Here is a 25,686-nt window from a genome sequence, read left to right as displayed (position 1 = left end):
TTCGCCTTACTTCGATTTTAGGGAGAAGAAAGAAAAGAAGAATTTTAAACGAGCGTAAATTCCGGGTTTTTGCGTTACTCTGTTATAAATCCAAAAGAACTTTCCGAGTGAAATCGTAGATTCTATCGTCTATCACTTCTAATTCTTTTTATGAAAAAGCGAATTCTAAAAAAAGCAGATTCGACAAACACCATTCTAAAATTAAAATTTGATTTCGTTTTCTTTAGAAAAACTGAATTCAGAATTTTTTGGTTCGGTTTTTTATTATTCACAGAATCGATTTTCGGAATCGAACCCGCGCTCGTCCTCAAACCGGATTTTTCGAATAAAAAAGATCTGGTTCAATCCGTCTATTACGTAAGGGATCCGAACTACTCGTACAGAGCTGAGAGTTTTTTTTCCGAACTTCAAAAGATTCCGGTTCAAGAAATAAAAAACACGACTCTCGGATTCGGATACGATCCGGTTCCCTATTGGCTCGTTTTTGAGATAGAAACGCTCGAAACCGTTTCGAAGGAATTCACTCTCGCCTTCCATTATCCTCACTTGGACCAAATCGATTTGTATTACCGCGGAGCGGATGGAGTACGGGGAGAATTTAATACGGGAGATACGCTTCCGTTTTTATCCAGACCGATCGAGAATCGATTGTTTTTGTTTCCGGTTCCTTTGGAGAAAAAAGGGAAAACAAGGATCGTTGTCCGGGTTTTGACCGAAGGTGCGATCAGTCTTTCGATGACGGTTTTTGAAAATACGGCGAGAATTCGGGAAGCCAACTATGATCTTGCAAAAGACGCCGCGTTTTTCGGCGCCTTGGCGGTGATGGCATTTTTTAATTTTTTCTTATATTTGGGATTGAGGGAGAAGTATTTATTATATTACTCATTTCTTATACTTTCCTTGCTCTTGTACCAGATCATTCTTCCGGGATATGCGTTCGAATGGTTCTTCCAAAATCATCCTAAGTTCATCAATCAACTTCACTTGGAATCGATCGTCTTTATGATGATCTTTATGGCTCTGTTTCTTTCCCTGTTTTTGGAAACGAAAAAGAATCCTTCCATACTCAATCTTTTGCTAAAACTTTCCCTGGGCGCCGCGGTGATTCTCGGATTTTTGATTCCGATTCTTCCTGGACGTTATCTGATTCCTTTTACTTCCCTATTGCCTCTTCTTCAGATAAGCGTTATCTTTACGATTTCATTTTTGAAAGTGTTACGCGGAGATAAAAGGGCTCTTATCTTTTTGGCGGCTTGGTTTTTTACGCTTTCAGGAGGACTTGTTTTTGCATTGAGTAAATTCGGATTCTTTTTAAAAGAAGGAACGGCGATTCCCTTTTTGCAGACGGGAATCATACTCAGTGTTCTTTTCCTTTCGCTTGCGCTCTCCGAGAGGATTCGTTCGATCCGAAGGGAAAAGGACGAAATCGCGGAATACGCGGGGAAGTTGGAAGAACTTTCCTATCTCGATCCGCTCACTCGAATTTTCAATCGAAGATATTTTGACGAACAGATTCGACTTGCCTGGGGTCGTTCTTCCAGACATCATTCCCCCCTTTCTTTGCTTATGATCGACGTTGATTTTTTCAAACAATACAACGATACATACGGACACGTGGAAGGAGATCGCGCTTTGATTTCGGTTGCGAGAGAAATTCGAGCGAGTCTCAGACGTGCCAACGATATGGTGACTCGTTATGGAGGAGAAGAATTCGCGGTGATTCTTCCGGATACTCCGATCGAAGGAGCCGTCGTAGTTGCGCTAAATATTCTCGAAAAAGTGGAAGCGCTCAATATCGTTCATCTCAAAAGTGAGTTTTCAAAAATCACGGTTTCCATAGGTATCTCTTGCAATGGAGAATCTTCGATTCAATCCTTACAGGATTTGATCTCGATCGCGGATAAAAATCTCTACGAAGCCAAAGGCTCCGGTAGAAATCATATCCAACACTGATTTCTGAATCTTTGCCCTAAAAATTCGGGGTAAAATGCTACTACCTTTTTCCATGTTCTTTTGTTTTGCTTTTAGAGAAACCCTGTCGGAACTACGACGGCTCCTTCGTAAAAGTCGCGCGCCCCACCCGATTTTCGGGTGGAGGGGTGGGTGGCGGAAAATCTCCGGAGGCTTTTCTCTATCAGAAAATCAAACTTTTTACAAGAAGAAATCCCCGTGTAGGAATTCCTACAAAACTTCTCCTTTCTTTGGAAAGACTTTCTTTTGCGATTCCTCATATAAGGATAAGACTATTTTGTGTGGGAACTCTAACGCAGAAGGATCTCAAGGAACCCCCTTTTTCAATGATTTATATCGATTGTTATTTATAATTCGACGGTTTTAATCAAGATTGCTAAGAATTTGTTTGTGAATCAAATTTTTTCTCGACTGAAAGCTAGGATTTCGTACAATTCTCCCCTGCTATGAAAACCAGTCAAATTCCCCCCATACAATCCAAAACCTTATACAATGTGATGAAAGCCTCCGCGGAGAAGTTCGCGGATTCCACAGCGCAATACTACAAACCAGATGGTAAAAACTACCAACCCCTGAGTTTTAAGAATCTCTACGAGAACGTCCAACAAATCGGTTCCGGTTTGATCTCTTTGGGACTGGAACCTGGAACTCCGGTCGGGCTGATCGCGGATTCCGGGGCTCGTTGGATTTGGTGTAGTATGGGAATTACGAACATCGGTTGTGTGGACGTACCTCGTGGAACGGATTCCACCGAGGAAGATCTGCGTTATATTCTCAATCACGCGGAATGTTCGATTGCATTTTTAGAAAACGAAATCGCTCTGAAAAAAATTCTCAATCAGAAAGAAGCGTTTCCTCATTTGAAAAAAATAATTCTTTTCGATCGAAAGGGCGGGATCGCCGACACAAATCCGTTCGAAGTCATTTTGTTAAGCGACCTGATTCAAAAAGGAAAAGAATGGATTCAATCGAAAGGAAAAGACGAGTTTCATAAAAGAGGCTCCGCGATCAGAGAAGAGGATCTTGCGACGATCGTCTACACTTCCGGAACCACGGGCAAACCGAAAGGTGTTATGCTCACTCATAAGAATATAGTTTTTAACGTAGACAGCGCGTTGGAAGGAACTGATCTCAAAATTTATCCGACCGATAGAAGTATGGCTTATCTTCCGCCTTGGCATATCGCCGAAAGACTTGTCGAAACCGTTTGTATCCGAGCCGGAGGAGCCGAGGCTTTTACTTCGATATCAACTCTCAGCCAAGATCTCGCCGAAATCAAACCTACCCTTCTTCTTTCGGTTCCGAGGGTTTGGGAAAGTCTTTACAATAAGATCCACGATAAGGTTCGATCTTCGTCTCCCGCACAACAGGCGTTATTCGGATTGTTCAAAGAGATCGCGATCACTTACTACAAGCACGTTTCCAGACTGCAAGGTTTGGAATTTCATCTCGCCGAACAATCCACGTTTGCATCTATCTGGCAAAAATTTATTTCCTTTTGGATGGTTTTACTTCTCTGGTTGCCGAACCAGATCGCGCAACTCGCGTTTAACAAAATCAAAAACGGATTGGGAGGAGAATTGAGATTCGCACTTTCCGGAGCCGGGGCTCTGCCCCAATACATCGATTTGTTTTTTAACGCGATCGGAATTCCGATTCTCGAAGGATACGGGATGACGGAGTTATCCGGAATTTCCACGAGAAGAATTTTAGGCGAAATTTCGGTGGGAACCTTGGGCCGTTGTATTCCCGGAGTCCAAATCAAACTTATGGACGAAAAGGGAAAAGAGATTACGGAGCCAGGAATCAAAGGGATCGCTTGGCATAAAGGCGATCACGTAATGAAGGGATATTATAAGGAACCCGAAAAAACGAAGGATATTCTCAGTTCGGACGGGTGGTTGAACTCGGGAGATCTTCTGGCTTGGACCACCTCCGGAGAATTAAAATATTCAGGGAGAGCAAAGGATACGATCGTACTTTTGGGAGGGGAGAATTTAGAACCCGAACCGATCGAATTCGCCTTGGTCCGCAGTCAGTTTATCCACCAGGCAATGGTGGTAGGACACGATCAAAAAACTCTCGGCGCGTTGATCGTTCCGAACGAGGAAGCCTTGGAAAAATATCTGAAGGAACTTCGCTCTAAAATGTTAAGCGAAGTGAAGAATTTAAACGTGGATCAAGACGTTTTGAGTCTATTCAAAAGCGAGATTAAATCCTTGATATCCAACGAAAACGGATTTAAGAATTTCGAAAAAGTATCGAGTTTCCGAATCCTTGACAAGAAGTTTGAACCCGGAGACGAACTCACCCAAACGATGAAAATCAAACGAAACGTCGTGGCTGACAAATACAAAAAAGAAATCGAAGAGATGTACAAATAGAATCGAATTTTTCTTTTTTGACCGACGTCTGCTTTTTAAAAAAAGAGCCGAGTGTTTCGACTATGATAGCCCGCTTATTCAAAGCGGGCTTTTTGTTTCCTGATTCTTATAAAATCAACGAGAATCGTGTAACTTTTTTAGAGCAAAACCGAATCACTCAAACAGAATCTTAGGAGCGTTTTCTTGTCACCATTCCATCTTCCCAAAAAAAAATTAATTCTCTTCGGTTTGCGGATTTTCGTCGCGTTGATCTTTCTTCAGACTTTGTTTTTTAAATTTTCGGGCGCACCGGAATCGGTGGCCATCTTTTCAAAGTTAGGTGCGGAACCCTGGGGACGAATTGGAACCGGAGTTCTCGAATTGATCGCCTCCGTTCTTCTTTTGATTCCAGGTTTTGGTTGGTCTGGGGCCTTGCTCGGAGCGGGACTCATGTCCGGTGCGATTCTTTCTCACCTTTTTGCGATCGGAATCGAACAGGAAAGCGACGGAGGATTTTTATTCATCCTTGCGCTGGCAAGCGCGGCGGCTTGTTTCTCACTTCTTTGGATGGAAAGACAAAAGTTGACGGAGATCTTACAAAAAAGGATGCAAAAATAAGCTTTCCTATTCCTTCCCTTTCTCTAACGTCTCTCCAAAAAGAGGAGGAATTTTCATGGGAGAAGAACAAGCAAAGATTCACGCGTTGAACAAGATCGTTTCCATCATAGATGAAAAGGCTTCTATCTATAAAAACGAAAGAAAGTCCATGCCGAACGCGCGTGCGATCGCGGAGAAAAAGTTGATTTTGGATCTAATCGACGACGGGATGAAATTGGCGAAAATGATTCAACCAAAGCCTGTAGATCTCATCCGGGATTTGGAAACACTCAACAAACAGTTTATGAATTTATAATAGACCGGTGTTTCGGAATGTATTCGATCGAAACACATTTTTACATTCTGAAAAAGCTACGTTCGAAAGGTAAGGATGCATTCTTTCAAACAAATTCTTCAGTTCTTCGCCGTATTTTTTTAAGAAGGAATCGTTTGCCAAAGCGAGCTCCAATTCGTTGGCGGCGGTCAATTCGCAGAGATCTTCGGTTTCTTTTCTGGTGAGAATTTGGATCTCCCTCGTCGCCCAATTCTTATGTTTTACGGTTTCGTTTTTTCCGAACTGGGAATAAAAATAATCTCTGTCAGAAGAGCCGTAAAGAAAGACTAACGTTTCCGATTCTTCCCCTAAAATTTCAGCGATTTCCTTTCTTGCTTCCGTACCAATCAGAGGATTTTGATAAGCGAAAGTTCCGTAAACCGCGTGATAGAGACCGGCGTTATACAAAACCGGCGGGGAGCCCCAATCCGCCAAAATTCGAAACGTACCTATAAGATGGGTTAGTAAATCCCCGTGTATGTGTTCGAACTTCTCCGCGTTTAACTTTCGAAGTCGATCCAAAAGAATTCCGTCCGGCTCGGTCATCCGTTTCCCGTTCTAAAAGATACTTTTGATATTACTTCGTTGCGTTCTGACCGTAGTTGAAAAAGAAAATGGAGACTAATGCGGAGAGGATCGAAAGATAATGAAAAAGATTGATCTTTTCTGAAAATACGATCACCCCTACGAAAATGGAAGTGGTAAGAATCGAAAATACCGCATATAAAATGTAATACGAAGCTCCAAAACGACTGTAGAGAAGATAAAATCCCAAAAAAGTAAAATACAATCCTACGCCGCTGATGATAAAGTAAGTCCAATTCTGAAAAAGATATTCTTTGAGAGTTTCGGGTTTGTAAAAGAAAAGCGAAAAGATCAAAAGAAAGATACAAATCAAAAGAGTTGGAACTAAAAACAGGAACGGAGCGTTGATCGCCGTGGATTTTTTTTGACCGTAAGCAAAGAACGCATTTCCGATCGCGGCGATCGAAGCAAATAGGAACGGATAAAACGCCGTATTAAATTTCATTCTATGGAATCTCCGAAGGATCTGATTCTCCATAAATGGATCTTACATCGCCGGAAGAAACAAAATTCTAACTTTTTACTCCGACCGTTCCTGAGACACATCAAAAGAGAACGAACCGACCGAAAGGCCGATTCTTATAAATAGATGAGTTTTAGAATTCGGTTTGAGCGCAGGCAAGAGCACAGCGAATTCCGTCCATCGCCGCCGAAACGATTCCCCCCGCATAACCCGCGCCTTCTCCGCAAGGATACAAACCCCGGATTCTAACGTGTTGTAAAGTTTCCGGATCTCTCGGAATGCTCACGGGAGAGGATGTGCGGGTTTCAGGGGCATGTATTACGGCATCGTTCGTGAGATAACCGCGCATGGATCTATCAAATTCTTTGAATGCGAGTCGTAAGGATCGAACGATAAAATCGGGAAGTACGTTTTTTAATTCTACGGAAGTAATTCCTGGAGTGTAGGAAGTTTTCGGAAGATCCGTGGAGTATTTGTCTTCAACAAAATCGACGAGCCTTTGAGCCGGCGCCGTTTGTCTTTTTCCACCCGCGACCCAAGCGTTGTGTTCGATCGACTTTTGAAATTCCATCGCGGCTAACGCTCCGTATTTGGAGAAGGGTTTAAAGTCCTCGTGTTTTAATTCGACTACGATTCCGGAATTTGCGGAAGGCCTAGCTCTTTTGGAAGAAGACCATCCGTTGGTGACGATCTCTTCCGGTTTGGTCGCACACGCCGCTACAACTCCTCCGGGACACATACAAAAAGAATAAACCCCTCTTCCTTCGATCTGTTTTACGATGCTGTAAGGAGAAGGCGGAAGATAAGGTCCGCGGGTTTCACATCTGTATTGAATCGAGTCGATTAGGGATTGTTTGTGTTCCACCCTTACTCCGACGGCGAGAAGTTTAAGTTCGATTTCGATCTGTTTTCGGTTTAACAACTCGAAAATGTCCCTCGCGGAATGTCCGGTCGCAAGAATTACATTTTTTGCATGTATCTTATCTCCGTTTTTGGTTTCCACTCCTACGATTCGATTTCCATTCAACAAAAAGTCGGTAACTCTTTGGTTAAAATGAACTTCCCCGCCTCTTTCTATGATTTTTTCCCGTATATTTCGGACGATTTTCGGAAGTTTATTGGTGCCGATATGAGGATGGGCTTCGATCAAGATGTCTCGGCTCGCGCCAAAACCTACGAGGAGTTCTAAGATTTCGCGGACATTGCCTCTCTTTTTGGATCTCGTATAGAGTTTTCCGTCCGAATAGGTTCCCGCTCCTCCTTCCCCAAAACAATAATTCGAATCCTCGTTTACGTTGTGATGAATGTTGATTTCTTTGAGATCAAGCGGACGGTTTTTTACGTCCTTTCCCCTTTCCAGGAGAATCGGTTTTTTTCCGGAGAGGATCAATTGAAGAGATGCAAAAAGTCCGGCCGGGCCGGCTCCGATGACGATTACTTCCTCCGCGTTTGCGACGTTCGGATAATCGGGAAGAAAAATCGGTTTTTCTACAAAGCTTTCGTGAATGAAAACCAATACTTTGAGATTTACATAGATCGTTTTTTGTCTCGCGTCGATCGAACGATTTACGATTTCTATATGACGAATTTCTTGAGAATTGATTTTGAGAGTTTTTGAAACAAAGGCTCGAAGTTCTTCTTCTTGTCCCGCAACAGAAGGAGCGACACGAAGTTGCAGTTCATGGATCATATTCGGAATCAAACTTCTCTTACCAAAGAGTTCGATTCCGAACCGGGTGCGTCAATCCTTTTTGCGCGATGTCTTCCGAATCGATCGAAGCTCCTCTCTGTTAGGACTTGGAAGCCAATGGAGGAAGAAAGATCAGAAGGAAACACGCGATCGTATGGAGAATCGCGACAAACAAGCTCAAAGCAAAAAGACCATGATTCAGATAAGGAGCGATGATCGCCGTGCCTCCGGCTGAAACAGAGATGATAGAAAGAAGAATCAGAGATGAGCCGCGATTGTCGTCCCCGTTAGCGGCGATGATTCCCTTTAAAAAACCGTTCGGGCCTCGAAGCCCCAGTCCGAAATTCATGAGCGGAAAAATAAGAAGAATCGAAGTCGGATGATTCTCCCCTAGAACCGAGACCAAAATTAGTAAAAGCGAGGACAGAAGACAAAGCCCGGTTCCGATCGAAACGAGAAGTTCCGAGTCGATTTTGCGATTGAGATAAGAAGAAGATAAAACCGCGCCGATGATAAAAAAGACGACGCCGATCGTCTGCATCTGGGCAAACTTCTGAATATCAGAATTCATAGTATTGACGATTATGACGGGTGCTCCGAAAACAAAAACGAGAAGACCGCCCAGATTGAGAGCCTGGCTCAGAGAATATCTTTGAAAGACGGGGGAAAGAAGAAGTTTTTTATACGATCCCGATTTTACAACGGAAGAGGTTTGTATCGAACCGTTCAAACGAATCGTTAAGAATACGATCGCGAATACAAAGGCAAAAAAAGACGTTACAAAAAATGAATATTTCCAAGTGCCGATTGTCAAAAACCAAACTCCTAAAACGGGCGCCAAGGCTGGAACCAACGATTCCACACTTCCTAAAATCCCCAAGGCTTTTGCTGCCCCCTTTTCATCAAAAAGACTTTTGAAAATCCCAGGAGCTAAAACCGCAGCAGCCGAAGAGGAAAGTCCCTGGAAAAATCGAAGTACAATCAACGTATTCATATTAGGTGAAAAGGAACAAAGAAAGGACGTGATCGAATAAGCGGAAAGAGATAAAAAAAGAATGGATGAAGTGCTCGCGCGAGAAGTGACGTTTCCGAAAAGAATCATTCCGAAAGCGGTTCCGGCCACGAAGGACGCGATGACAAACTGCGAAAGAGTTTGATCCCCTCCCAAAAATTCGGGAAGTTTGGGAATACTGGGAAGCACCAAGTCGATTCCCGAAAGACCGAGAACGGTACTACAGCCCAAAAGAATACAGACAAAAAGAGGATGTTTTTGATCTTTAAACATAAAAATCGTTCCTTACACGGATCCAAGGGTTTGATTTCCAAAAATGAAGAACTTTCTCGGAGCGCAACCAATTCGTTTGCAAATAACGATCAAAAATCCATACAATTATAAAACAATGAATTCCGTCTCCCTTGATCTCGACACGAATCCTACAAAGCGGAATCGTTTACGCGGAACGTTCTCTGCAAAGACGGAGACTCCCCGTTTTTGGTCTACGTTGTTAAAACTCGGCCCAAGTCGGGATATTGTATGGCAATCACGCATCTCCTTTCCGACATTCGGGGAGAAATATTATAAAAACTGCAAGTGATTTTGAATTCAGAATTGATTTCTAAGATTTCAACCGAATCGGGATCCAGATCTCTTCTTCCGAATTCGGATCGTCATTGTGGTATTGATTTCCTAACACCTCAAAGTGAGGTCTGTTGTCCAAGGAAAAATCCGATTCAGGTAGCCAAGTCCCAAAAATATACTGAAAGATTTTCGGCGCCTCTGCGGAAGAACCTTTGTAGAAAAAGACCGCATAAAGACCGGCGGGAAGAATGGTGGTCTCCATATCCTTTGGAACGTGATCAAAATCGGGGACTTCCACACTCGCCCATTTTTCAAATTTTGTATTCGGATTAAAATTATTAAAATAAGAATCATCGTAGATTTGCATCGAATAGAATTCGGTCCCGATTCGATTCCGAATTTCGCCCTTTCTTGTTATAAAACTCTTCCAAAGTTCTCGGGTCTTATTTTCGGAAAGGGACAAAAGAATTCTCATTCCGAGAAGTTTTTTTTCGGTTAAGGTTTCGATACGAAATTGCATTCAGTTTAGAATTCTTCTCCTTCAATCGATTTCAAGATTGAATTCAGAAGAATCCCAATCTTCCAAAAAAAAATAGATCCTCCTTCGATTTCGAGAAAGGTCCGCTTTTTCGATTCTTTTCCTTCTCATCCAAGATCGGGATTTCGAGCTTGTCTCGAAAGTTCGATGAATTGGTTCAAACGCAATTTAGAAATTGAATTCATTGTAGAAGCTCCTAAGAATCCGGCATTTCTGTAGTTTAATCTTTGTAGCAGTTCCTACACTTTTCGAGATTTTACGGATTCTTTAGAATCCATCCGGCCGCTGATTCTGAAAGGACATAGAACCTCGAAGTCGAGATCGAGGCTAAAACTTCCAAAAAGTATTCAACAAAACGGTTTAATATTTGACAAATTCTGATAATCTCATTTGCTCAACCAGATGGTTGAATTAATTGAAAACGAAGAGAAGTTAGATCGGGTGTTCTCTGCGCTTGCGGATCACTCGAGACGGCAGATGCTGGAACGTTTACGAGAACGCTCGCTTACGATTTCAGAGCTGGCGGAGCCGTTTTCCATGTCATTCGCCGGAGTCGCCAAACATATCGATGTTTTGAACGCGGCCGGGCTCGTTCGCAAGGTAAAAGCGCCGGAGGACGGAAGAAGTTTCAGGCTCGAGTTGCAAAACAAAACTATCTCCGAAGCTTTCGCATGGCTTACCTACCATCAGGAGTTTTGGACTCACAAACTCGACCGACTCGAAACATTTATAGAAGAAGAGGATCAAAAGAATGAACGGACCCGTCCTAAAAATAGAAAAAAAAATTAACGCGGATCGAACCAGATTGTTTCGCGCCTGGCTCGACGCTGAAAATTTTACCCGCTGGTTTTTAAGCGGGGATCCGATCGTAGAATCGGTCACTATCGATCCTCGTCCCGGGGGAAAATTTCGAATCGATATGGCCCTCAACGGAACAAATCTCCCGCACGAAGGAGAATACAAAACCATCGAAGAGCCGAACAAGTTGGTCTTCACTTGGCGTTCTCATGCGACCGGAGGCCGTGACACTCTGGTTACTATCACTTTTACCGCATTGCCGGAAACGACTGTGGAAGGTCCGAATGGCGTGCTTCAAAAACCGCAGACACTCGTAACTTTGATTCACGAGCGCCTCGCAAACGAAGCGGAAATCAAATCCCACACTTACGGCTGGACCCATATTCTCGACGCCTATTCGGAATGGTTGAACGAGAAAGTTTAAAACGAATTTTTTATCGGCAAAGCCGGAAAGAAAAATTAAAGGAATGAGGAAGGATAAAAATATGAACGGAATCTATCACAAAATTGGAATACGTTCCGGAGCGGAAGAAGTGCTCCGGGCTCTAACGACACAAGCCGGCCTTGCCGGATGGTGGACCAGAGAAGTCGAAGGACCGTTTTCCGGAGGAGTTTCCGGTTTGGGAGAATCGATTCGTTTCGGATTCGGACACAAGGCGAACATGGAAATGAAAGTGAAAGATGTCGCTCCACAAAGAGTTCTTTGGGAATGCACTTCCGGACCGGACGACTGGATCGGTTCTCGGATCGACTTTAAATGGAATGCGGGTAAAGCTCCGGATGGAGAAGGACTGACGATTCTTTATTTTCGGCATCAGGATTGGAAACAGGAAAGCGAGTTCACGGCTCACTGTAGTATGAAATGGGCGACGTTCTTACTCAGTCTAAAAGACCTAGTTGAGGTCGGGCATGGCCGACCTGCTCCGGACGATTTGAAAATTGACGATTTGAATTAGAGCTCAAAGACGCATGGTCGGATTCTCTTCCATGCGTAAAACTCCGTCCTATCGATCATCACGCTAATCCTTCTTTTTTTAAATGACCGTTTCGACTCGTGGAGAGAATGGTTTTTTCATCACGGGCTTCAACTATGAACGATGATTTGTGTGCAGATCTGTTCTTTATGAACGTCGATCAGCTGTTGAAACTTTTTTAACCATTGTTTCCATGCAGATTCGTTTTTTTGCGAGGGTTCGTGGAGCAGACGCCACCCGAAGTCTTGAAGATCGATCCAGGAACCGTTGGGAAGAATCACTCCGGAAGTATGATAAATTTCAGGTAAGTTTCTGACGTAACAAGAATGATTAAGAATTTCCTCATGATCTTTTGGATAGTTCGTTTTTAGCTCTTGGTCGATAAGAGGATCGGAAGGGAAATACCAAGCATCGAAATGGCGGGAACGAATCGACTTGATATCATCGTCGTCAAGGCGATGCGGCTCGATGATCCGTTTCAGCTCCGCGTAAATGTTATTCGTAAAATTGGGAATGATTACCGTAATATGTGAATGCATACTTTGAAAATCGACTCGGATGGTTTTTTAGAAAAGGTTCACATTCAAAAGAGAACGGGAAAAACGATCCAATAGGAACGTTATGCGAATTTTTTTTCCGAACTCCTTGCCATTTTTAGTCGTTTTTCAACCTGTAGGAGTTGATTTTTTCTATCGCCTTCGAAGATCATTCAAACCTAACCCGCCTATAATCTGTTCCATACATTTTTCCACCCGTGCCTCGCGGGTTTTGGACTGTTTGGGTGCGGAAAAATGAAGAATGTAAGCCCTTTGTCTTCCCGGCGTCAAACGCTCAAAGGCGGTTTTTAGTTCGGGGAGTTCCTCCAATTTACGTTTGAATTCATCAGGAATATCGAATTCTTGAGTTTTTTTAAACTTAACTTCTAATCCCGCTTTTTCTATTTCAATCGCTTGCCGAATATAGGTCTTTAAGATCGATTTCATTTTTACGATTTCGCGGACATCGGTGAACCGAATCTGCCTCGCGGCTTGTGTATTTTTTGTTTGTTGTATAAGAATCCCTTCCGGATCCTTTAACAATGCGCCTTTGAAAAAAAGAAGCGCACAATATTCTTTGAATACGTGTATGAGAACTATATTATTTTCTTCGAATGTATAGCAAGGCGAGCCCCATTTTAATTCTTCGGTTAGTTTAGAATCTAGAACGATCGCTCTCAACTTCTCCAATTCTTTTTGCCACTTCTCGGCTTTGTCAAAATAAAAATTCACCTTTGGATTCATTTGTTTCATTTTGAATTCACTGAAATCCTATTTTCTCCGCAGCTCAAAAATATCACGAGGTCGAGTCGTTTTGATTTTTCAAACCCTACACTGAGTTCCGAAGTGAGATCTTGTCTTTGGGCAATACCTATTTACGGAATGGAATCTCCGTGTGCAACTGAATTCTAAAATTTATGATTTTGACGATTCCGACTCGGTCTATTCCCTTCGGACGGCTTGAGTTCCTTGATCGCACGTTGTCTTTGATTGTCGCCGCCTTTTTTAGATAGGAAATTTTTCTCCATCGTTCAAACAAACTCGGACTTTCTCAGGGATTTAGAATCCACTCCGATTCTCCCAAAAGACGAAGGACACGATCAATATTTGTTATTAGGCGGGAAAGCGGATTCTACTTCTCTCATTTTTCCGATTCGGATTTCAAAGCTTTTTTTCGGGAATGAATTTGTATTCCCGATTTTCAAAAATCTCGGAATCTCCCTTAAAAAGCATAACCTTGCCCGCAAGTTGTAACAAAACGGAAACAGGAATGGTTCTGCTATAAAAGATTTTGTGTGAGTTCCTACACGGGAATTTGCGCTTGGAAAATTAGAATTTTGTGATATAGGAAAGTCCGCAGTGGTTTTTCCCGCCACCCACCCCTCCACCCGAAATTTGGGCGGGGCGCGCGACTTTCACGGAAGGGCGTCGTAGTTCCGACAGGTTCTTCTGAAGATCCAGGCAGCGTATGGGAGGGTCATGTTAAAAAAGATTAGGTTTTTCCCACGGGATTTTTCTTGAAAACCTATCAAAATTCTATGAGAATTTTGTTTTTCTCTTTATTTAAGTATTGACTTAATTAAGTTATTTCTTAAATATAAAGCATGAACGCATTTGCCGCTCTTGCAGACGACACGAGAAGGGAAATCGTAAGGCTGGTGGCCAAAAACGGAGAACTTACGTCGACCGAGATAAGCCAAAATTTTCGTATGAGTCCTCCCGCCATTTCGCAACACTTAAAAGTGCTAAAAGAGGCGAAAGTTCTTTCTATGAAGAAAGAGGCTCAAAAACGTATCTACAAACTGAATGATTCGGGGATCGAGGAAATGGAAGATTGGTTGCGGGATATTCGGGATCTGTGGGCGAAACGTTTGGATAAACTGGAGAAATATGTTCTAAAAATTAAAAAGGAGAAATCTCGTGATAAAAAATAACTTGGAAACAATCATCGATGGCAACAAGGTCATCTATAAAAAATACTTCGATGTATCGATTGATCTTCTTTTTGAAGCCTGGTCGTCTCAAGAGCATCTTTCGGAATGGTGGGGACCTGACGGTTTTACTCTGACGAGTCACAGTTTGGATTTTACAAACGGTGGAATCTGGGATTTTATCATGCACGGTCCGGACGGACATGACTACAAAAACAGAATTCAATTCATAGACATCCAGAAGCCTCGTCTCATCTTTTACAAACATCTTGGTGACGGCGAAGGAACCGAAGACGTAGACTTTCAAACGAAAATCATCTTTGAAGAAGCCGGGGAAGGAACAAACTTAACCATGGAACAAATTTTCCCGAGCAAAGAAGAACTGGAAAGAGTGAATAAAAAATACGGCGCGATCGAAGGCGGTAAACAACACGTCGAAAATCTGAGCAAATATCTAGAAACCTTAAAATAGGAAAAAGAGTCATTGCGGTATCCCGTCGATGGATTCCGGAAAATTTTTAAAATTCCATCCGCAAAAACGTTCTTTGTCTCAATCACCAGACCCGAATACAACGATGAGACGATACAAGTTTTCGGAGAGAATGTTGGGATGGCGACGAGAACGATAACGTTTTTAAGGCACTGCAATGGAGCGAAGCATTCTTAAGAGGAAGTTATCGGAACGGTCCCTCCCAACGGATCGTATCGAAAGCTCGAAGCAGAATCCCGATCCGGATACGCTTGACAAGTTTCCGCAACTGAGAGAGATCCTATTCCACTATGAACAAAGCCCATCGAAATCGGAAAGAATTGCCAACGGAACAACGCGAAGCGTTGCTTGAAATCCTGAAAGTCCGTTTTGAGAAAAACAGGAAACGCCATAAGGATTTGGAGTGGATCAAAGTAAAAGCGAGGTTGGAAGCGAATTCCGAAAAACTATGGTCCCTCCAGGAAATGGAAAGGACCGGAGGAGAACCGGATGTGGTCGCTCAAGATAAAAAGACAGGCGAATACGTTTTTTATGACTGTTCGGAGGAAAGCCCCAAAGGTCGAAGAAGTGTTTGTTACGATCAAGAAGGTCTCGAATCCAGAAAAGAACATAAACCGGAAAATAGCGCGGTCGAGATGGCGGCTGAGATGGGGATCGAACTTTTAACGGAAGAAGAATACAGAGAGCTACAAAAACTCGGGAGTTTTGATCAGAAAACATCAAGTTGGATCAAAACTCCATCGGATATACGAAAGCTCGGCGGAGCGCTCTTTGCAGACCGCAGATACGGCAAAGTTTTTGTGTATCACAACGGCGCTCCTTCCTATTACGCGGTAAGGGCGTTCCGTGGTTCCCTCAGGGTCTGAATCTGCAAAGCGAACCTTACGAAAGAAGTGAAGGTCGTTCCTCGGTGTTTTTTACTTAGGTTCTACCTGACTTACGTCTCTCACCGCACCCGTATGCGCGGAAGTTGTCATCGCAGCATACGCGCGGAGCGCGGGTGAAACGACTCTCTTCCGAGATTGCGGTTTCCAAGCGTTTTTACCTTTGGCTTCCATCACTTCTCTGCGTTTTGCAAGATCGGCGTCGGAGATTCTAAGATGAATGGATCGATCGGGAATGTCGATTTCGATCGTGTCTCCTTCTTCCACAAGGCCGATTGCCCCGCCTTCGGCGGCTTCCGGAGAAACATGGCCGATCGAAAGCCCGGAAGTTCCTCCGGAGAATCTTCCGTCGGTAAGAAGAGCACAAGCTTTTCCTAAACCTTTGGATTTTAAATACGTGGTAGGATACAACATTTCTTGCATCCCCGGACCGCCTTTGGGACCTTCAAAGCGGATTACGACAATATCACCTTCCACAACTTCGTTTCCTAAAATTTTGGAGACTGCCTCTTCCTGACTTTCCATGACGCGGGCTCTTCCTCTGAACTTCCAGATCGATTCGTCCACCCCGGCGGTTTTGACGATACAACCTTCGGGAGCGATATTTCCATAAAGAACAGCGAGTCCACCTTCTTTAGAATACGCGTGTTCCACTTCGCGGATACAACCGTTGACTCGATCTAAGTCGAGCTCCGGCCAACGTTTGGATTGGGAGAACGCTTCCGTGGTGGGAATTCCTCCCGGAGCCGCGGAGAATAGAGCGAAAGCCTTGGACCCGGAAGCCTGACGAACGATGTCCCATTCTTCTAAAGCTTTTCCTAATGTAGGAGAATGAACCGTAGGAACGTCTCGATTGATCAGACCGACTCGATCCAATTCTGCAAGAATTCCGATGACTCCACCCGCTCTATGTACGTCTTCCATGTGATATTTCTGACTCGCGGGGGCAACCTTACAAATGCAGGGGGTTCTTCTGGAAATTTTATCGATATCTTCCATCTTAAAATGAATACCAGCTTCGTTTGCGGCCGCAAGGATGTGAAGAACCGTGTTTGTGGATCCTCCCATGGCGACGTCTAGACTCATCGCATTTTGGAATGCCTCGTAACTTGCAATGTTTCTGGGAAGAACCGATTCGTCATTTTGCTCATAGTATCGTTTCGCAAGTTCGACGATCAGGTTGCCTGCGGTAAGAAATAATTGTCTTCTGTCGGAATGAGTGGCAAGAGTGGAACCGTTACCCGGAAGCGAAAGACCCAAAGCCTCCGTTAGGCAATTCATAGAATTTGCGGTAAACATTCCGGAACAGGAACCGCAGGTAGGACAAGCGGAACGTTCGAGCTCGGCTACTTTTTCGTCAGAGACATTCGGATTCCCCGCTTCCACCATCGCGTCTATCAGATCGAGTTTGCGAACTTCTCCTTCCCAAGTCACTTTTCCGGCTTCCATCGGACCGCCGGAAACGAAGACGGTCGGGACATTCAAGCGGAGAGCTGCCATCAGCATCCCCGGAGTGATTTTATCGCAATTTGAGATGCAGACTAACGCATCGGCCGTATGCGCGTTTACCATATATTCCACGGAGTCAGCAATTAGATCCCGGCTAGGAAGAGAATATAACATTCCGCTGTGACCCATCGCGATGCCGTCGTCTACGGCGATGGTATTGAATTCTTTTGCCACTCCCCCCGCTCTTTCAATTTCGCGGGCAACCAGTTGACCCAAGTCTTTTAGATGTACGTGACCGGGAACAAACTGGGTGAAAGAGTTGGCGATGGCGATGATCGGTTTTCCAAAATCATTATCTTTCATGCCGGTCGCGCGCCAAAGGGCTCTTGCGCCGGCCATATTGCGTCCATGTGTGGAGGTACGGGATCTATACTGAGGCATAATTAACCTTTTTCGGACAAATAGGAGACGTCGAGTAATTTCCACCGTCCAGGCAGAGATTGATTGTCCTGTCTCTGGAATTTTTTTTTAGGAGTTTTTCGTCCGGGAAGAAAAGGTGTTCGGAGGCCAGCCGGGTTAACAAAGTAAACTGTATCGTTGACTAGGCTCGTTCTTGGATGTACAAACATAGAATGAAAGTTAATTCAAATTTCGACTGGAAAAGGGCCTTGGTGATTCTTTCCGGTCCAGGGAAAAAAGTTCCGATCTTTTCGGATTCTCTCCTGTTGCAACTTGAAACGAACTTCGTTGAGAATGAGATTCACCCTTTCGAATCGTAAGAGAGAACCGGCTTTTCTCGGTTTGTCCGCAAATGATAACCGCAGGCGCTTTGGATTTTATTCTTCATTTTAAAATGCAAAGGTCTCAAGTTCGATCCTTACACTTATTTACGAGATCGATTTGAGTCTTGTAAAACAGAGGGTGAATTTTTTCTTTTTTAGATCCTCTGCAAAAAAGTGATTCACCTGTAGTTCGTTCGGTAGCTCCTGCCTTTGAAACGGAGAAGTTTCGGAAAAAATATGAGATCCCAAGCAGGTGAAGACCGGATTTGCACGTGTATGGAAGCGCCAATCTCTCGGTCAGAAGTTCAGGGAGTTTGGATTTCGAAGATGAATTCTGGCTAAAGATACAACGACGGATTGGAGAATTGAAAGAAGAATGTTTACTGAGGTTTAAAACGCCTTCGTGTTCGGAGAAGACTTATAAGAACCCCAGACTTAACATTATACGAAACCGTTTGTGGAAAAAAGATGAAGTTAAACGAATTCTCTGGCATTCTTTCGGAGGTTTTTTCAGGATTTAAAAATTCTAATATCTCCTTGTTCAAAGTAGAGAATTCCAAATTTCTTTTTGTATTTCATTGATTCTTGCAGAATTGATCGGTTCGTTCGACTCCCATCTTTCCATTCCTTCTCCGAAGAATGATTTTTAGTTTCAAGAAATGGATTTCTGGAGTTAACGTAATGTCGATAAGTCAATATACTTTTAGTTGAATGTTCTTGCTCATAAGTTTCAAGTTCTTATTTAGCGTAAAGAGCATCGCCCTATTTTGAACTACATTCTGAGCAACGATCAAATCAGGAATCGCAACTTTGTTAATCCCATTTCTGAGGTTAGAGTTTTGATACTCAATGATCTGTTCCCAATCAATTTCTAATGGGAGCCGTTCTAAAAATCTTAAGGAAGCGATTATTTTTGGATGTTTTCGCAATTTTAGAAAAGGAATCAACTCTGACAAAATAAGATCGTTTGTATAAATATTCTCCGCATCAATTAACTCGTCGACTTTGAACGAAATTGAAGCATTCCTGTTCCCAAAATACTCAATCCAAACAGATGAGTCCAATAGAATACGGCTCATGGCTTCCTTAAATCATCTAAATTAATTCCAAGAGGAACGGATCCCTTGAATTTCTCCAGATCTTTCAATTTTTCTCTTCTGATTAAAGAAGCAAGCCCTTCCTTAATTACATCCGTCTTAGTCTTCAAACGAGTTAATCTCATCGCCTCTAAAAACAATTCTTCTGGGATATCTACTGTTGTTCTCACAATACGCGTAAAGTGTTTAATTTGTATACATCGTCAAATCTTATTTTCAGGTTGCCGTATGCTTTTGGTAAGTAAACCAAATTAATTCTTACAAAATTCCCTTCGAAAAAATAATCGAAGTTAGACGATGGTGGCGTTTTAAAAAATTAGATTAAGGAATCGTGTAATTCCATTTCTTTTTGCAAAATTGTATTAATAATCGTGCTAAGATCTTTATTCTTTTTAAGAGCTATTTTTTTATAATATTCTTCCAATTGAGGATCGAGGTATACAGGAAAATGGAGATCTTTTAAGTCTCGTGAATAAACACCGCGCTTCCCTTTTGAAAAATCGTATTCTTCTCTCATATCTTTAAATATCAGTTGAGTAGTATTGAGCTTTCTCTGAAGTCGAAGCCGGTCTCGCTGATATAATCCTTATTATTTCTCCATCATTTTGCGTTCGATCAACAAAAATTACAACTGCAATAGTAATATTTTCAATCGTGCCAAGTGCAATTTCTCTGACTTCGCCAATGGAATGATCTGGATCAGAAATGTAAATAGTTCTTGGGTCCGCAAAAACCAATGAGGCTTCTCCAAATGAGAGGCCATGTTTTTGAATATTTATTCTTTCTTTTTCGATATCCCATTCAAAACGCACTTAAATAATTAATAATGATACTATATATATGTAAAGTCTTTATTTTCGGTGTCCCAATTGATTTACTTTAAAGATTGCCGTATAAAAGATTTGATATCCGCCACTGTCGCCTAACGAAAGAGACTTCTCGACGTTGCGTCCGCAAGCGCTTGTGCGCGACGCGGTTTGCACGAGGTTCGAGGCGCCTTAGCGCCGTCTCGCGAACCGAAGTGACAAAGCAATGAGGCTTTAGCCCGGAGTGAGCGGGAACCGTGAGTCGCGAACGCAGCGAGAAGCCGAAGTTAGCCGAAGTGTGGCGTTTTGAGATCAGTAATTTCTTTTTCTAAAGCTCTCTGAACTAATTGATTCAAAGAGATACCTTCTCTCAAAGATTTTCTATAGACGCGTCTATGAAGCTCTGTCGGTATGCGAACATTAAATGAACCTTTAAAAGATTTCTCTGGACTTTTTTTAGCTTTTTGACATAAAATTAAATAATCATCTACTGATTCTTGAAATGCCTTCTTTAATTGTTTAACTGATTCACCTTCAAAGGAAACTAAATCTTCAATTCCTTCTATTCTTCCAAAAAATATTTCATCATCTGCATCAAAATGAACAGAGCCTAAGAAGCCGTTATATTCGATAATATCTTTCATTTTATATAGCCCTCCGATTTTAATTCGTCTAATATTTGATTTATCTGGTACGACTTCAAAATATTTTTAGGATGAGGTTTATGAAGTCTTATTATATGTTTGGTTTCTGAATGAATCCAAGCGACTCTTGAACCAGAGGATTTGCCGGAATTGTTTTCATTATATCCATAGATAGAGAGTAGTTTTCTAAGCTCATCGTAAGAGAAATCCCTTGGTTTTCCTTTGAATCTTTCTACTAACTTTTCGCCCTTCGACACAATCCTATTTTAAAGTAAATTCTCAGAATTGCAACTAATTTTTAGTGACATTTTCAGTCCGATTTCGAATGCAAAAGGAAGCCACATTTCGGCTAACGAAAGAGACTTCTCGACGTTCGCGCCCGCAAGCGCTTGTGCGCGACGCGGTTGGGACGAAGTTCGAGCGACCTTAGCGCCGTCTCGCAAGCCGAACGTCAAAGCGAATGTGGCGAAGCCCGGAGTGAGTCCGAGCGGGAACCGCGAGTGACGAACGAAGCGAGAAGTCGACGTTAGACGACGTTTTGAGATATCTAAGCGCTAATAAGCTCTTTATAATTTCTAATTTCTTTAAGTTCAGCTGATATTTTATCGCGCTCTTCTCTAATTTCGAATTCGTCTTGAATGCCCATCCAAAACTCTACTGAATTTCCAAAGAATTTTGAAAATCTCAAAGCAGTATCAGCAGTTATTCCCCTCTTCCCATGAATTATTTCACTCACTCGAGTCGGATTTATTTTCGTTTCCTTTGCTAAGCGATAGGCAGTTATATTCATTGGAAGTAAGAACTCTTCGTTTAATATTTCACCTGGATGAACATTTGAAATCTTTTTCATATAGTATTCTCCTAATGATAGTCTACTATTTCAACTTCGTAAGCATTTGATTCTTTCCATTTAAAGCAAATACGCCATTGATCATTAACTCTAATACTATATTGACCTAATCTGTTACCTGACAGTTTTTCTAAATGATTCGAAGGTGGAATCTTTAAATCCTCGATACTCTTTGATCGTGCTATCATTACTAGTTTTCGATACGCAATCTTTTGAATTTGATTAGGTAATTTCTTAGAAAATTCCTGATTCCAGACTTTTTCTGTTTCTTGGGATTTAAAAGAGCTAATCACAATTAATATTACTGGAAGCCAAGAGTATTGTCAATCGATATTATTCCTTACGTTGCCTTTTAGCTATAATTTATCAATCTAAGATTCCCCGGTCGGGATCTTTAATCCGGGAAATGTTCTCAAAATGTCGTCTAACGAAAGAGGCTTCTCGACGTTTGCGTTCCCGAAGCGCCTGTGCGCGCAGGGATTGGAACGAGGTTTGAGTGAGCCTTAGCGAACGGCTTGCAAGTCGAGTGACAAAGCAAATGTGCCGAAGGCCAAGCGAGAGTTGCGAAGCAATCTCGAAGCGCCGTGAGAAGCCGAAGTTAGGCGTAGTTGCGGGATTTCGCGACACGGATGTCGCTGAATTAAGTTTCGTTTCTTTCTTTAATACTTAAATACTCATCTGGAGTAATGATGTTAAAGTTCTTAATTTTCTGAAGAGTTAATAAATCTTTGTCTCCAGTGATTAAATAGTCTACTTTTGCTGCAAAAGCAGACTCCAGAATGTGATAATCATCTCTATCTCTTAACTCTAAATAATCTTGAATAGGTTTATTTTTAACAAGCGCAGTAATATCTCTGATTTCAGATAAGACAATCTGAATAAAATTATCATCAAGTTTGAATTTTGGTTTAGAGAGCGTAGATTCAATCTCAGCTAATATTTCCTTCGAAATATATCCTGTAAAAACTTCATCAATTAAATCTTGGAAAACAAGCCTTGGTTTTCCTTTAAATAAAATAGCAGAGATGTAAATATTAGTATCTAATAATACCTTCAACATTAAGAAGCATTTCTTTTATTTCTAACGGATTTAATTTCATTAAAAACATCCTTTTCAGAAACATTACTTCGATCAGTAACTTTTGAAGTGAAGTCAAAGATGGCTTGCCATCTAGTTTTTTTCTCAATATACGTTCTAGCGGCTTCACGAATCAATTCTGACCTGGACCTGTGTTCCCTCTTTGCAATTTTATCGATTTCTTTTAAAAGTGCTTTTTCAAAGGAAATATTAACAGTCTGATTCATAATCTAAATAATATACAAAGATTGTATGCTTGTCAACCTAATTTTATCCTTTTCGCCCCTACTTCTCGCCACATGGATGTGGCGTCTTCCCCGCAATTGCGCATAACGAAAGAGGCTTCTCGACGTTTGCGTTTCTGGAGCGCGCTAAACGCGCGGAAGAATTGGCGCGAGGCTTGAGTGAGCCTTAGCGAACGATCACAAGCCGAGTGACAAAGCAAATGTGCCGAAGGGCAAGCGAGAGTTGCGATAGCAATCTCGAAGCGCCGCGAGAAGCCGAAGTTAGTTGCTGTAGCCCGTTATCAAAATATTAATAGTTTAATATTATCTAAAACTTCTTTCAAAGAAGGTTTACTTACCGACTCTATATACTCTACTTCCCGAATAGTCCAATCCAAGTTCTTTATTTGATCGGAAAGAATTACTCCGTTTAGCTTTTTAGATTTAATAACCACTTCGAAAGGATATCCTTTTACTTTACTTGTTATTGGACAAAATATGGCCAAACCAGTTTTTGAATTATATTCTTTCGGCGATAACACAAGCGCTGGTCTTCGACCCATTTGTTCATGGCCAGCTTGCGGAGTAAAATTTAGCCAGACAATATCTCCTTTTTCAGGAATATACTTACTACTCTTTACCAAGCTTCATTACCTACTGAGCTACCTGTTGAAATTTCAGAATGAAGATTTTGTTTAGTAATTTTTGAAAGCTTTTCTTCAAGAGATGCCTTTCGCATCGGATAAATAACTATTTTATCGCCTTCATATTGCAATTCAACGTGGCTACCGTCATTTATTTCTAATTCAATCGCCATTGCTTTTGGAATTCTAATTCCTAAGCTATTACCCCATTTTTGAACAATTGATTCCATATATACATTGTATATACCATTAAAATCTTGTCAGCATTTTTTTAAATGCGTTAATATGAAAATTAATTTCCGGGCTATGGCAACTAACGAAAGAGGCTTCTCAACGTTGCGTCCGCAAGCGCTTGTGCGCGACGCGGTTGACACGAGGTTCGAGGCGCCTTAGCGCCGGCTCGCGAACCGAAGTGACAAAGCAATGTGCCGGAGGCCGTAGTAAGTCCGAGCGGGAACCGTGAGTGACGAATGAAGCGAGAAGCCGAAGTTAGACGCTGGGTCGCGTTTATACTTTTAACAAGTTTTGTAAAAACTTTCCTTTTAATGTTTTGTAAATAGAAAAGTCAGAATCGATACTAATAATCCGTTCAATCCCTTCCCTTTCTGCAATACACATTAAAGAAGCATCAGCTAAATCCATAGGTAAGTCGGAATATTTTTTCATACGATTTTTTATATATCGAAGATCTTCTAAATTTATATCTAAAATTTGTATGCTTCCTCTTTCAATCCATTCTAAGAAATCAGATTGAGCTTCTATCGAAAATGAAAGCAAATAAACAACTTCCGTAACTACTGGCCATGACGAGAATAGCGAACCTTTATAGGATTTAATAAATTTGTAAGTTGTTTTGTGAAATTTATCGTTAGAATTAAATAAAGCGACAATCGGACCGGAATCAATTAGAGCGACGTTTTGCATTCTTTCCCTTAATTGATTGATGAAGATATTTTTTCCGATTTTGAGCTAAATCTGGAACTCCGGATGAATGCTTTCCAAATAAATCCTCCCCTAATTCAAATGGAGTTTTTAAACTCCCATGATTCTTAATATACTCCAAGATAGAATCTTTAACTATTTCTGAACGGCTTTTACCTTCAGATTTCGCAAAAGAATCTAATTTTCTTTCTAATTCCGGTGGTAAACGTAAACTTATCATATTAAATATGTATCACAGATAAGTATTACAGTCAAGAAGCTTATTTAAATTAAAATACTTTTATTCCTAAGCGATTTGCGACCTTGCGTCTAACGAAAGAGGCTTCTCGACGTTTGCGCTCCCGAAGCGCTTGTGCGCGGTGGGATTGACGGAGGCTTGAGCGAGCCTTAGCGAGCGATAACAAGCCGAACGGCAAAGCGAATGTGGCGAAGCCCGAAGTGAGTCCGAGCGGGAACCGTGAGTGACGAACGGAGCGAGAAGCCGAAGTTAGCCGTTGGTTTTGGGCCCAAATTGCAAAAGATTAAGCCAAGGATGGCGCCTCTACTAAGCTCTAACTTTGGCTTTTGAAGCGCCGGCTTTGATTTTATAATCCTTTATCAAAATCTCTGTAGGAATTCCTAAGTTCTTATTGATCTTCCTAATCATTTCTAACGTCAATTTTCTCTTCTTGCTAAGAACCTCAGTCGCCCTACTCCGACCACCTATCCAGTTTCCCAAATCTACATTTTTTAAGTTCTTTTCTTCCATTACTGATTTAATGGCTTCTATCGGATCCGGACTCTCGATCGGGAAATGCTTATTCTCATACGAATCCACAAGAGTGATTAAAATATCTAATTTATCATACTCAGGTGTATTCTTCTTGGAATCCCAGAGCTTCTCAATTTCTTTAAGAGCTAAGTCGTGATCTTTAGCAGATTTTATCGGTTTGATTTCCATTTAAATTTCCTCTGCATTAATTTTATCATATTGCTCATGTGTCCCAATAAAGCGAATGAAGACAGTTTGTAAGTTATAATGTATTTTTACAATTAGTCTGTATTTGTTTCCGTGAATATTAAAGACAACCCTATTATCTTTTAAAATACTCGCGTTTCGATACTTTTCTTTGATTACACTTGGCGAAGCCCAGATAGATTTCGAAGCATCTTTATACCAGATTTCAATGGACGTTCTGGAATCGGAATATTTCGGATTTTCATAGAAATCTCTCAAAATCTTCCTGGAAATAACCCTCACAGGAACAAATATACAATGTTACCACATTGGGAACAATTCTTTTTTCTATATTTTATTCCATGAAGCGCGAGCACGGAAGCTCGCTGAAAGACTAGTGAGAATTGGGCCCAAAACTTGCGGCTAACGACAGAAGCTTGACGACGTCGCGTCCCGGAGCGCCTGCGCGCGAAAGGGTCGCGAACTTCTATTTCTGAAAA

General features: G+C 41.9%; 34 protein-coding genes. 10 read left to right on the top strand and 24 right to left on the bottom strand.

Annotation, left to right across the window (positions count from 1 at the left end; translation table 11 throughout):
- Positions 1 to 150 precede the first annotated feature (150 nt).
- The 4 genes from JWG45_RS02840 to JWG45_RS02825 all read left to right on the top strand — a co-directional run bounded on the left by JWG45_RS02840 (position 151) and on the right by JWG45_RS02825 (position 5,247).
- Positions 151 to 1,953, top strand: a complete 1,803-nt coding sequence (locus JWG45_RS02840) for a sensor domain-containing diguanylate cyclase (protein ID WP_205278276.1) — start codon at positions 151 to 153, stop codon at positions 1,951 to 1,953.
- 464 nt (positions 1,954 to 2,417) lie between these two features.
- On the top strand, positions 2,418 to 4,355 hold the full coding sequence (locus tag JWG45_RS02835; protein WP_205278275.1) for a long-chain fatty acid--CoA ligase: 1,938 nt from the start codon (positions 2,418 to 2,420) through the stop codon (positions 4,353 to 4,355).
- A gap of 183 nt (positions 4,356 to 4,538) precedes the next feature.
- The gene (locus JWG45_RS02830) at positions 4,539 to 4,952 is read left to right on the top strand and encodes a DoxX family protein (protein ID WP_205278274.1); all 414 of its coding nucleotides are present in this window, start codon (positions 4,539 to 4,541) and stop codon (positions 4,950 to 4,952) included.
- A gap of 55 nt (positions 4,953 to 5,007) precedes the next feature.
- On the top strand, positions 5,008 to 5,247 hold the full coding sequence (locus JWG45_RS02825) for a hypothetical protein (protein ID WP_205278273.1): 240 nt from the start codon (positions 5,008 to 5,010) through the stop codon (positions 5,245 to 5,247).
- Here JWG45_RS02825 and JWG45_RS02820 read toward each other — a convergent pair.
- From JWG45_RS02820 to JWG45_RS02800, 5 genes are all read right to left on the bottom strand, one after another.
- Complete coding sequence (locus JWG45_RS02820; RefSeq protein WP_205278272.1) at positions 5,242 to 5,811, bottom strand: DUF6817 domain-containing protein; 570 nt, start codon at positions 5,809 to 5,811, stop codon at positions 5,242 to 5,244. The genes JWG45_RS02825 and JWG45_RS02820 overlap by 6 nt on opposite strands.
- A gap of 31 nt (positions 5,812 to 5,842) precedes the next feature.
- Positions 5,843 to 6,295, bottom strand: a complete 453-nt coding sequence (locus JWG45_RS02815; RefSeq protein WP_205278271.1) for a transporter — start codon at positions 6,293 to 6,295, stop codon at positions 5,843 to 5,845.
- Positions 6,296 to 6,446: 151 nt separating this feature from the next.
- Positions 6,447 to 8,003, bottom strand: coding sequence for an NAD(P)/FAD-dependent oxidoreductase (locus JWG45_RS02810; RefSeq protein ID WP_205278270.1), 1,557 nt, complete (start codon positions 8,001 to 8,003; stop codon positions 6,447 to 6,449).
- A 100-nt stretch (positions 8,004 to 8,103) separates the two neighbouring features.
- The gene (locus tag JWG45_RS02805; RefSeq protein ID WP_205278269.1) at positions 8,104 to 9,288 is read right to left on the bottom strand and encodes an MFS transporter; all 1,185 of its coding nucleotides are present in this window, start codon (positions 9,286 to 9,288) and stop codon (positions 8,104 to 8,106) included.
- Between the two features lie 331 nt (positions 9,289 to 9,619).
- Positions 9,620 to 10,102, bottom strand: coding sequence for a GyrI-like domain-containing protein (locus JWG45_RS02800; RefSeq protein WP_205278268.1), 483 nt, complete (start codon positions 10,100 to 10,102; stop codon positions 9,620 to 9,622).
- Positions 10,103 to 10,597: 495 nt separating this feature from the next.
- Here JWG45_RS02800 and JWG45_RS02795 point away from each other — a divergent pair, with 495 nt between their 5' ends.
- From JWG45_RS02795 to JWG45_RS02785, 3 genes are all read left to right on the top strand, one after another.
- Entirely contained in the window at positions 10,598 to 10,909 is a 312-nt protein-coding gene (locus tag JWG45_RS02795) for an ArsR/SmtB family transcription factor (RefSeq protein ID WP_232380484.1), read from the top strand.
- Positions 10,872 to 11,342, top strand: coding sequence for an SRPBCC family protein (locus tag JWG45_RS02790; RefSeq protein WP_205278266.1), 471 nt, complete (start codon positions 10,872 to 10,874; stop codon positions 11,340 to 11,342). The genes JWG45_RS02795 and JWG45_RS02790 overlap by 38 nt, the downstream gene beginning before the upstream one ends.
- Positions 11,343 to 11,403: 61 nt before the next feature.
- Complete coding sequence (locus tag JWG45_RS02785) at positions 11,404 to 11,874, top strand: SRPBCC family protein (protein WP_205278265.1); 471 nt, start codon at positions 11,404 to 11,406, stop codon at positions 11,872 to 11,874.
- 128 nt (positions 11,875 to 12,002) lie between these two features.
- Here JWG45_RS02785 and JWG45_RS02780 read toward each other — a convergent pair whose 3' ends face one another.
- Together JWG45_RS02780 and JWG45_RS02775 are read right to left on the bottom strand one after the other, a co-directional pair.
- Entirely contained in the window at positions 12,003 to 12,431 is a 429-nt protein-coding gene (locus JWG45_RS02780; protein ID WP_205278264.1) for a hypothetical protein, read from the bottom strand.
- A gap of 150 nt (positions 12,432 to 12,581) precedes the next feature.
- Positions 12,582 to 13,172 carry a YdeI/OmpD-associated family protein gene (locus tag JWG45_RS02775; RefSeq protein ID WP_205278388.1) on the bottom strand — a complete coding sequence of 197 codons (591 nt, stop codon included), beginning with the start codon at positions 13,170 to 13,172 and terminating at the stop codon, positions 12,582 to 12,584.
- Positions 13,173 to 14,032: 860 nt separating this feature from the next.
- Between JWG45_RS02775 and JWG45_RS02770 the strand changes: the two genes are divergently transcribed.
- The 3 genes from JWG45_RS02770 to JWG45_RS02760 all read left to right on the top strand — a co-directional run bounded on the left by JWG45_RS02770 (position 14,033) and on the right by JWG45_RS02760 (position 15,715).
- Complete coding sequence (locus JWG45_RS02770) at positions 14,033 to 14,362, top strand: ArsR/SmtB family transcription factor (RefSeq protein ID WP_205278263.1); 330 nt, start codon at positions 14,033 to 14,035, stop codon at positions 14,360 to 14,362.
- A complete protein-coding gene (locus JWG45_RS02765) occupies positions 14,349 to 14,831 on the top strand; it encodes an SRPBCC family protein (protein WP_205278262.1) in 483 nt (160 codons plus the stop codon). Before JWG45_RS02770 ends, JWG45_RS02765 begins: the two co-directional genes overlap by 14 nt.
- A 308-nt stretch (positions 14,832 to 15,139) precedes the next feature.
- The gene (locus JWG45_RS02760) at positions 15,140 to 15,715 is read left to right on the top strand and encodes a DUF4256 domain-containing protein (protein WP_205278261.1); all 576 of its coding nucleotides are present in this window, start codon (positions 15,140 to 15,142) and stop codon (positions 15,713 to 15,715) included.
- 51 nt (positions 15,716 to 15,766) lie between these two features.
- On the opposite strand, the gene ilvD is transcribed toward JWG45_RS02760, so the two are convergent.
- From ilvD to JWG45_RS02675, 17 genes are all read right to left on the bottom strand, one after another.
- Entirely contained in the window at positions 15,767 to 17,623 is a 1,857-nt protein-coding gene (gene ilvD, locus JWG45_RS02755; protein WP_205278260.1) for a dihydroxy-acid dehydratase, read from the bottom strand.
- 1,033 nt (positions 17,624 to 18,656) lie between these two features.
- The gene (locus tag JWG45_RS02750) at positions 18,657 to 19,043 is read right to left on the bottom strand and encodes a PIN domain-containing protein (protein WP_205278259.1); all 387 of its coding nucleotides are present in this window, start codon (positions 19,041 to 19,043) and stop codon (positions 18,657 to 18,659) included.
- Positions 19,040 to 19,231, bottom strand: a complete 192-nt coding sequence (locus JWG45_RS02745) for a type II toxin-antitoxin system VapB family antitoxin (RefSeq protein ID WP_205278258.1) — start codon at positions 19,229 to 19,231, stop codon at positions 19,040 to 19,042. Before JWG45_RS02745 ends, JWG45_RS02750 begins: the two co-directional genes overlap by 4 nt.
- 146 nt (positions 19,232 to 19,377) lie before the next feature.
- Complete coding sequence (locus JWG45_RS02740; protein WP_003007010.1) at positions 19,378 to 19,578, bottom strand: hypothetical protein; 201 nt, start codon at positions 19,576 to 19,578, stop codon at positions 19,378 to 19,380.
- Between the two features lie 4 nt (positions 19,579 to 19,582).
- Complete coding sequence (locus tag JWG45_RS02735; protein WP_205278257.1) at positions 19,583 to 19,873, bottom strand: BrnT family toxin; 291 nt, start codon at positions 19,871 to 19,873, stop codon at positions 19,583 to 19,585.
- 281 nt (positions 19,874 to 20,154) lie between these two features.
- Positions 20,155 to 20,511, bottom strand: a complete 357-nt coding sequence (locus tag JWG45_RS02730; RefSeq protein ID WP_036097050.1) for a type II toxin-antitoxin system HicB family antitoxin — start codon at positions 20,509 to 20,511, stop codon at positions 20,155 to 20,157.
- Positions 20,508 to 20,768, bottom strand: a complete 261-nt coding sequence (locus JWG45_RS22080) for a type II toxin-antitoxin system HicA family toxin (protein WP_205278256.1) — start codon at positions 20,766 to 20,768, stop codon at positions 20,508 to 20,510. The genes JWG45_RS02730 and JWG45_RS22080 overlap by 4 nt, the downstream gene beginning before the upstream one ends.
- 290 nt (positions 20,769 to 21,058) lie before the next feature.
- Positions 21,059 to 21,361: a HigA family addiction module antitoxin gene (locus tag JWG45_RS02720; RefSeq protein WP_205278255.1), complete on the bottom strand. Its 303-nt coding sequence runs from the start codon at positions 21,359 to 21,361 to the stop codon at positions 21,059 to 21,061.
- An 11-nt stretch (positions 21,362 to 21,372) separates the two neighbouring features.
- On the bottom strand, positions 21,373 to 21,654 hold the full coding sequence (locus tag JWG45_RS02715) for a type II toxin-antitoxin system RelE/ParE family toxin (RefSeq protein WP_205278254.1): 282 nt from the start codon (positions 21,652 to 21,654) through the stop codon (positions 21,373 to 21,375).
- 347 nt (positions 21,655 to 22,001) lie between these two features.
- Positions 22,002 to 22,421 (bottom strand): putative toxin-antitoxin system toxin component, PIN family, encoded by a 420-nt coding sequence (locus JWG45_RS02710; protein ID WP_205278253.1) that lies wholly within the window; start codon positions 22,419 to 22,421, stop codon positions 22,002 to 22,004.
- Positions 22,421 to 22,666 (bottom strand): CopG family ribbon-helix-helix protein, encoded by a 246-nt coding sequence (locus JWG45_RS02705; RefSeq protein WP_205278252.1) that lies wholly within the window; start codon positions 22,664 to 22,666, stop codon positions 22,421 to 22,423. Before JWG45_RS02705 ends, JWG45_RS02710 begins: the two co-directional genes overlap by 1 nt.
- Before the next feature lie 299 nt (positions 22,667 to 22,965).
- Complete coding sequence (gene mazF / locus JWG45_RS02700; RefSeq protein WP_205278251.1) at positions 22,966 to 23,307, bottom strand: endoribonuclease MazF; 342 nt, start codon at positions 23,305 to 23,307, stop codon at positions 22,966 to 22,968.
- A complete protein-coding gene (locus tag JWG45_RS02695) occupies positions 23,301 to 23,537 on the bottom strand; it encodes an AbrB/MazE/SpoVT family DNA-binding domain-containing protein (RefSeq protein WP_205278250.1) in 237 nt (78 codons plus the stop codon). The genes mazF and JWG45_RS02695 overlap by 7 nt, the downstream gene beginning before the upstream one ends.
- A gap of 277 nt (positions 23,538 to 23,814) precedes the next feature.
- Complete coding sequence (locus tag JWG45_RS02690; protein WP_205278249.1) at positions 23,815 to 24,231, bottom strand: type II toxin-antitoxin system VapC family toxin; 417 nt, start codon at positions 24,229 to 24,231, stop codon at positions 23,815 to 23,817.
- Positions 24,209 to 24,469: a ribbon-helix-helix protein, CopG family gene (locus tag JWG45_RS02685; protein WP_205278248.1), complete on the bottom strand. Its 261-nt coding sequence runs from the start codon at positions 24,467 to 24,469 to the stop codon at positions 24,209 to 24,211. Before JWG45_RS02685 ends, JWG45_RS02690 begins: the two co-directional genes overlap by 23 nt.
- Positions 24,470 to 24,793: 324 nt before the next feature.
- Positions 24,794 to 25,189 carry a helix-turn-helix domain-containing protein gene (locus JWG45_RS02680; protein WP_205278247.1) on the bottom strand — a complete coding sequence of 132 codons (396 nt, stop codon included), beginning with the start codon at positions 25,187 to 25,189 and terminating at the stop codon, positions 24,794 to 24,796.
- Positions 25,190 to 25,489: a type II toxin-antitoxin system HigB family toxin gene (locus JWG45_RS02675; protein ID WP_205278246.1), complete on the bottom strand. Its 300-nt coding sequence runs from the start codon at positions 25,487 to 25,489 to the stop codon at positions 25,190 to 25,192.
- Positions 25,490 to 25,686 lie beyond the last annotated feature (197 nt).

It is taken from the genome of Leptospira ainlahdjerensis (assembly GCF_016919175.1).
Taxonomy (GTDB): domain Bacteria; phylum Spirochaetota; class Leptospiria; order Leptospirales; family Leptospiraceae; genus Leptospira; species Leptospira ainlahdjerensis.
This window is presented reverse-complemented; position numbering and strand designations above follow the sequence as displayed.